The sequence below is a fragment of the Chryseobacterium sp. sg2396 genome (assembly GCF_042610505.1).
Taxonomy (GTDB): domain Bacteria; phylum Bacteroidota; class Bacteroidia; order Flavobacteriales; family Weeksellaceae; genus Chryseobacterium.
This window is the reverse complement of record NZ_JBHGAQ010000038.1, coordinates 1-6108: the sequence shown is the minus strand read 5'-3', so window position 1 is coordinate 6108 and position 6108 is coordinate 1. Positions and strand designations below refer to the sequence as shown.

The 6108-nt window shown below is 41.7% G+C and carries 5 protein-coding genes and 1 pseudogene; all 6 read right to left on the bottom strand.

The annotated features are described in order from the left end of the window. Positions 1-1631, bottom strand: a pseudogene (locus ACED20_RS20875) (hypothetical protein); the annotation flags it as partial. A 15-nt stretch (positions 1632-1646) separates the two neighbouring features. Further along, positions 1647-2585 (bottom strand): formyltransferase family protein, encoded by a 939-nt coding sequence (locus tag ACED20_RS20870; protein WP_378106653.1) that lies wholly within the window; start codon positions 2583-2585, stop codon positions 1647-1649. Further along, positions 2582-3703, bottom strand: coding sequence for a hypothetical protein (locus tag ACED20_RS20865; RefSeq protein WP_294226426.1), 1122 nt, complete (start codon positions 3701-3703; stop codon positions 2582-2584). The genes ACED20_RS20870 and ACED20_RS20865 overlap by 4 nt, the downstream gene beginning before the upstream one ends. A gap of 57 nt (positions 3704-3760) precedes the next feature. Further along, positions 3761-4303: a phage tail protein gene (locus tag ACED20_RS20860; RefSeq protein ID WP_294226429.1), complete on the bottom strand. Its 543-nt coding sequence runs from the start codon at positions 4301-4303 to the stop codon at positions 3761-3763. Between the two features lie 28 nt (positions 4304-4331). Continuing rightward, positions 4332-4871, bottom strand: a complete 540-nt coding sequence (locus ACED20_RS20855; RefSeq protein ID WP_294226432.1) for a phage tail protein — start codon at positions 4869-4871, stop codon at positions 4332-4334. 50 nt (positions 4872-4921) lie between these two features. After that, the gene (locus tag ACED20_RS20850; protein ID WP_294226435.1) at positions 4922-5461 is read right to left on the bottom strand and encodes a phage tail protein; all 540 of its coding nucleotides are present in this window, start codon (positions 5459-5461) and stop codon (positions 4922-4924) included. Positions 5462-6108: the final 647 nt, after the last annotated feature.

Sequence of the window (6108 nt, the reverse complement as noted above, 5' to 3'; positions counted from 1 at the left end):
CCGCCACCCCAGTTGAAAGTATATGGTGCTGTTCCTCCTGAAGGTGTTAGGTTGATCGCTCCGTTGGAAGCGCCGTTACACGCAACATTCGTTACTACTGTTGTTCCGCTTACTGCACTTGCAGGTTGGGTTACCGTAGCATTTACCGTTTTAGTACATCCATTAGCATCGGTAATGGTTACCGTATACGTCCCCGCTGCAAGACCTGTTCTGTCTTCTGTTGTGACTCCGCCACCCCAGTTGTAGGTATAAGGTGGGACTCCGCCCGAAACAGTTAAATCGATGGCACCTGTGGCGCTTCCATTACATGCAATATTTGTTATTGTCGTAGAAGATACAATAGCACTCGGCTGAGTTACGATAAAAGTTCTTGTAGTCTGACAGCCTGAATTATCGGTTACCGTCACCGTATAAGATCCTGCTGACAAGCCTGTAGCCATAGAGGCTGTACCTCCGACCGGTGACCAGGAATAAGTATAAGGCGCCGTTCCTCCTGAAGGAACAACAGAAGCAACCCCATTGCTGCCTCCATTACAGGCGACACTCGTTACGCTTCCTGCCGTACTGATACTGGTTACCGTTAATGTAGCCGCATTAGAAGTTGCAGAGCCTGAACCCGTTGCCACCGCACGATACTGGTAACCGTTCATTGCTGATGTAGCCCCCGTGATTGTTAAAGTACTGGTTGTAACTCCTGAATAAGGAGCCGTGTTTGTCAAAGCAATAAAACCGCTTCCGGAATTCTGATACCACTGGTAAGAAGTAGCCCCCGAAGCAGCAACTGTAAAGGTAGTGGTACCACCTGCACATATGGTTCTGTTCGCCGGATTCGTCGTGATTACCGGACTGCTGGCAAGAAATGTGCATCCTGAATATTGCGGCCCTGCAGCAGTACTAAGTGTCCAGTTGGCATTATTCATAACCGCTGTTCTTATATTAGCAACGGTTGATGTTGGAACACCGGTACAGTTAAAATTTCCGGATTTAGCTACTGTGACACCAGACACCGGTCCTGTATAGAATGCATTCGTACCTCCGGTAAGTCCGGGTGGCATTAATGAAGCGTTAGGACTCCCAACGGCATCACTATTCCATCCGGCTGTTGTAGAGCCTGCCGTATAAAAATAATTGATACCGGCAATACAAGTTACATTAGCACCTGTAACACTACCGTTCCCTCCCTGGAATGCAATGATTTGATCTCCAACAGAAGATAATACCAATCCATTGGAGGATGTTCCATCAGTAAGTGCTACAGTACCATTGGGTATAGATGTACTTGTTGCGGGATTATAAACAGAAGCTGACAACGCTGAAATATACACTTCAGTACCGGCCGGCAACGCAGTACCGCTTGTCCATGTAATGGCAGATTCTGTTGATCCGGCTGCTTGCCAGACATTGTTCCCCTGATACCCCCGATCGGTAAAGCTTATTTGTGTTCCGCTAGAAATAGGGGCAAGCAAAACAAAAGAGAATACATCTACCGAAGTAGAACTCGAATCATAAGAGGTAAACGCAATACCTCCGGGGGAGAGAGTCGTCTGAGCTTGGGCATACCCCAGCAGCGACGCTCCCATCATGACGACTGTTTTCGTCAGTTTTCTGATTGTAGAATAAAAATTTTTCATTTTAATATATTTAAGTTATAAATTCAGGAATTGTCCACCCTTTTTCAGCCCAAAAGCGGATAATTTATGCCCGCTCATAAAGGCTTCTTCAGTATAGACAATATCTAATCTCAGATAAGAATTATGATTACATTTCACAACTAATCCGTTTTCCTTATCCAAAGAAATTATGGCTCCGGGAAACCCGGTATGATAATTTATGTTTTGAACAGGTGCAGCTTCCACTACTCTGATATTCCATCCGTTCCATTGGGTATAAGCTCCTTTATTCCACGGGTTGCAGGCCCTTGCCAATGCCTCAATGGTTCCGGCATCCTGTTTTTCCCAGGAAATGCAGACATCTGAAGCACCAGGTTTTGGGTAATACCGCGCCTGGTCTTCGTTCTGCTCTGTTCCTTTAAAATGGCTTTGCAAAAGGTTTAAAAGTTCATTTAAGAGACTGGCTCCTAACCATGACAAATGAGTACAAAGCGCACCATGCGTCATATCTGTAGTAACCGGAATTGTTTTTTTAAGGATAACCGCTCCTCTATCAATATACCGATCGATTACATGAACAGTAATGCCTGACTGCACAGCACGGCTTCTAATGGTTTCAAAAACAGGATCACCTCCACGCATTTCGGGTAAAAGACCATAATGAAAATTGTAAAATTTACCCGGATAGAGATCAAGAATTTCGGCAGAAATTTTCCACGGAAAAGTCATGGTAAAGACGGTATCTGCACCGGAAATATTAATCATTTCTGTTATCTGATCAGAGAAAATCTTTTGATTCATTATAAATAAAGGTATTCCTGCCTGTTTTGAAAGCATAGAACAAAATTCCTTTATTTCAACATTATTTTCCGGTACTCCTAAAGCACAAAGCCGGCCTGCTGCCTGTAAAGACTGCAAAGCCGGAAACGCCATCCGGTTATTACATAAAACTGCTGTTTTAAATAGCTTCGTCATGATTCTAAGCAGGCATAAGCATTAAGCCAGGTATTGGCTTCTACAGTTCGTATGTATTCAATATTCTTTTCCAGTCCTTTGCGTTCCGCATCTGTACCGGAAGCTGCATGAAGGTCTTTTAAAAGACAGTTGCCCGTATTTTCGTCTTTTGAAACGGTGGTATAGTATACTGGAGCCTCCGAAAATCCGCTTTCAGGATTCATATATATTTTTCCGCGTGGCGAATTGATGGTCATCCCGCCAAACATTATGTTTTCCAGCCCTATAAACTGTGCAGCTTCCCATCCCAGTACAGAAAAAAGATTCGCTTTCCCATATTTAATACCGTCCATTATAGTTACAAAGGTTTCATTTTCAGGGATCCTCAAATTTCTGGACCAAGCTACTGCTGCACTCCATTCATATCCTGGATAAGGTATTTTTTCAAGCCATGCCTCATCAGAAGTAAAGCCTGTAGCGTACACTTTGCAATAATCTGCTATATCGCTGCTCCCTGCAAAAAAGTCTTCGGCCATGTCTCCGCAAAAAGTAGCAAGTACGGCCGTTTCCGGTTCTTGCTTAAGAAATTCAACAAGTGGTTTCAGTGTAAATTCTGAACGCTTCAAAGGGGTAATATGATTAAATACTATTGATCCTCCTTTTTCTTCAGCCGCAGCGGCATATACATAGGAAGGGCGATATCCAGCGTCATAAAAGGAACAACTGAATGCAAAATTCCTGAATCCGTCTTCAATGGCCTTCTGTGTAATCACACGGGTACACAAACCGCCCTGCAGAGAGATAAACCACGCGTTGGAAAGTTTTTCGCTGAACGCTGGGAAATGATAACCGCTGTCCAGAACAATCAGGGCTTTGCCCGAAGCTTCAAACAGAGGATGTACGAATTCTGCTGAAAGAGGATTCATATATCCTATGATGACATCGGTTCCGGCCAACAAAAACTGTTCGCACTGATCATAAATTTCCTCGTTTTTTGCAGCAACACCTATTCCTGCCGAAACGATTTCATGGTATCCTTCCAGACCCATATTTTTAAGGGATTGCTTGAAACCGTCCATGATATCGAATGAAAGTGACGGATAAATAACAGACCGTGGTAAAAGTAAAGCTATTTTCATATTTTTGATAAAGTCTCCGGCAAAATAATTCTGCCGGAGATTAAATAAGTACTGATTTTAAGATCTTGAAGGGAAAATTCCGTACATACAGATGATGTAATTAATTCCCAGATACGGCTGACGAATGTTTATCGGCTGACCTAATCCTGAAACGCTTAAAGCGAATGCATTGGGCATGGCTTTCATACTGCTGTCCGGCTGTTCATTAGAATACAAGCCCTGTAATGATGCAAGCGTACTGCCTGCCGGGGAGCCTGTATTTCCCTCATCTGAAAATGTTTTTATAGAAACAGTTTCGGATCCTGCCGTGTGCGTATGCATCGGCATGTGCGGTATGTCGCAGGTCACTGTTTCAGTACCCGTCATCATTCCTAATTGAAATACTTTAGTTCCCGCTCCGGTTCCGGTTCCCATAGCTGTTCTCCCTGCAAAATTCGGCAGCATAAAGTTTGTGGTTCCATTACCTCCGTACATTGTACCTAAAAGAGCAAAAAGTGCCTGGTTGGTATTAATTGCTATTGTCTGCCCCTGACAAAACGCCCAATATTTGGGAGCAAAATTTCCGGCAAACATTCTTATTTCTGACATGGTTCCTTCCATAATAATTGTTTTTTAATAATTTAATGAATTAATCTCTTGTCGGATAAATGCCTTCAAGACAAATAATATAATTGGTTGCCAGCACAGGCTGTATAATACTAAATGGAATATTATTTCCTGCAGCAGATATGGAGCCCGTTGTGGCAGCCGGTGCAATAAAAGTATCCGGCGCCTGAGTAGAGTAAGCTGCGGCTGAACCTGCGAGCACATTACCCGCCGGCGAACCCGTATTGCCTTCATCTGAAAAACAAGGAAACGCAATTGTCGCTGCTGCGGTATGGCTGTGAGCAGGCATTTGTGCTGTAGTCATAGTAACAGTTTCAGTTCCGCCGACCTCTCCTAAATCTATGGGAGAAAGACCTGCTCCCTGACCTGTTCCCACAGCAATCCTCCCACGAAGGTCGGGTACACCAAATGTAGATTGGCCGTTGCCTCCGAAGTTTGTTCCTAATATTGAATATGCTGCTGTATATTGTGATATACTGTAAAGTGTTCCGTTGCAGAAAGCCCATCCTTGCGGAGCGAAGTTTCCACCAAATAAACGGATTTCTCCTATATAACCTTCCATAATGATATCTTTAATTGTTATTAATGTTATTTTAAATTTCAGTGATTATATTATCCTCTTGAAGGAAAAACCCCGTAAAGACAAATTATGTAATTCATTCCCAGCGAAGGCTGAACTAAAGTAAGTGCGTTACTTCCTCCCGAAACACCTATCTGCAATGCCAACGGAATGGGTCTTGTAGTAGAATCTGCAACCTGGTTACTGTACATTAATGCCTTTGATGCAAGAATGTTATTTGCAGGAGTTCCTGAATCCCCCTCATCCGAATACGCAGGAATCACAACATTTCCTGACAAACTGTGGGTATGAGCAGGCAGATTGGCCATGGTAAGCGTTACAGAATTTGTTCCTGTCATTTCTCCCAGCGCATAATAAGATAAACCAGGGCCCTGTCCTACCCCTACAGCCGATCGGCCTGCAAGGTTCGGAAGGCCGAAGGTATTTATACCATCCCCACCATAAGTGGTTCCTAAAATTGAGAATAGTGCCGTGTTTGACCTGATGGCCAATAAAGCACCATTACAATACTGCCAGTTTCTGGGAGCAAAATTTGCGGCAAAAAGTCGGATTTCTCCAATTGTTCCGTCCATAATTATTGGTTTTTAAAATGAAAAATTTATTAAAAGTGAACTTATTCAGGGAAACTGATCATCAGAATTTGCACATGAATAAATTGCAAGATTTCAGTAAAGGCTCGAGTAATGAAAACATTTCATACAAGTAAAAACAAAAGCATATCTGATAACGATACCTGCATCAAATATTCCTGTAAATCACAAAAAAGTGAGATTGAAATTAAAAAGGGAATTGTTTAAATTAATATTCATGGTAATGACGTTTAGTTAGTCTCAGTTTTTATTTGCAGTTACTTCTTTAAAAACAACCACATTTGCATTACAAATTTAATTTTATTATTTATATAATTATCATTTATTAAAAAAAATTAATCCATAATTTATTATAGCTTCATTTTTTTCAACTTTTAAAGCATACTCACCTGCAATTATTATTCGATAAAATTAGGAAATGCAAAATTTCCGGCACTACGTATTTTTACTGAATTTGTATTAAATTTATTTAGAACACAACTCTGTTTTTTTAATAAAAAGTTTGCATTTATAAGTAAAGCGGGACTTTAGCTGAAAAGATAAAGAACCCGATTCTATAAGGTTCCGTACCTAAGAAACTCTCTTCTCAAATATTGAAGTCATTTAAACTTTTTTCTTTGGAAAAAAGG

What these genes read in the sequence shown, in the direction of transcription:
- ACED20_RS20855 (WP_294226432.1), bottom strand. Translation starts at nt 4,871, where the DNA reads ATGGAAGGTTATATAGGAGAAATCCGTTTATTTGGTGGAAACTTCGCT.
- ACED20_RS20860 (WP_294226429.1), bottom strand. Translation starts at nt 4,303, where the DNA reads ATGGAAGGAACCATGTCAGAAATAAGAATGTTTGCCGGAAATTTTGCT.
- ACED20_RS20850 (WP_294226435.1), bottom strand. Translation starts at nt 5,461, where the DNA reads ATGGACGGAACAATTGGAGAAATCCGACTTTTTGCCGCAAATTTTGCT.
- ACED20_RS20865 (WP_294226426.1), bottom strand. Translation starts at nt 3,703, where the DNA reads ATGAAAATAGCTTTACTTTTACCACGGTCTGTTATTTATCCGTCACTT.
- ACED20_RS20870 (WP_378106653.1), bottom strand. Translation starts at nt 2,585, where the DNA reads ATGACGAAGCTATTTAAAACAGCAGTTTTATGTAATAACCGGATGGCG.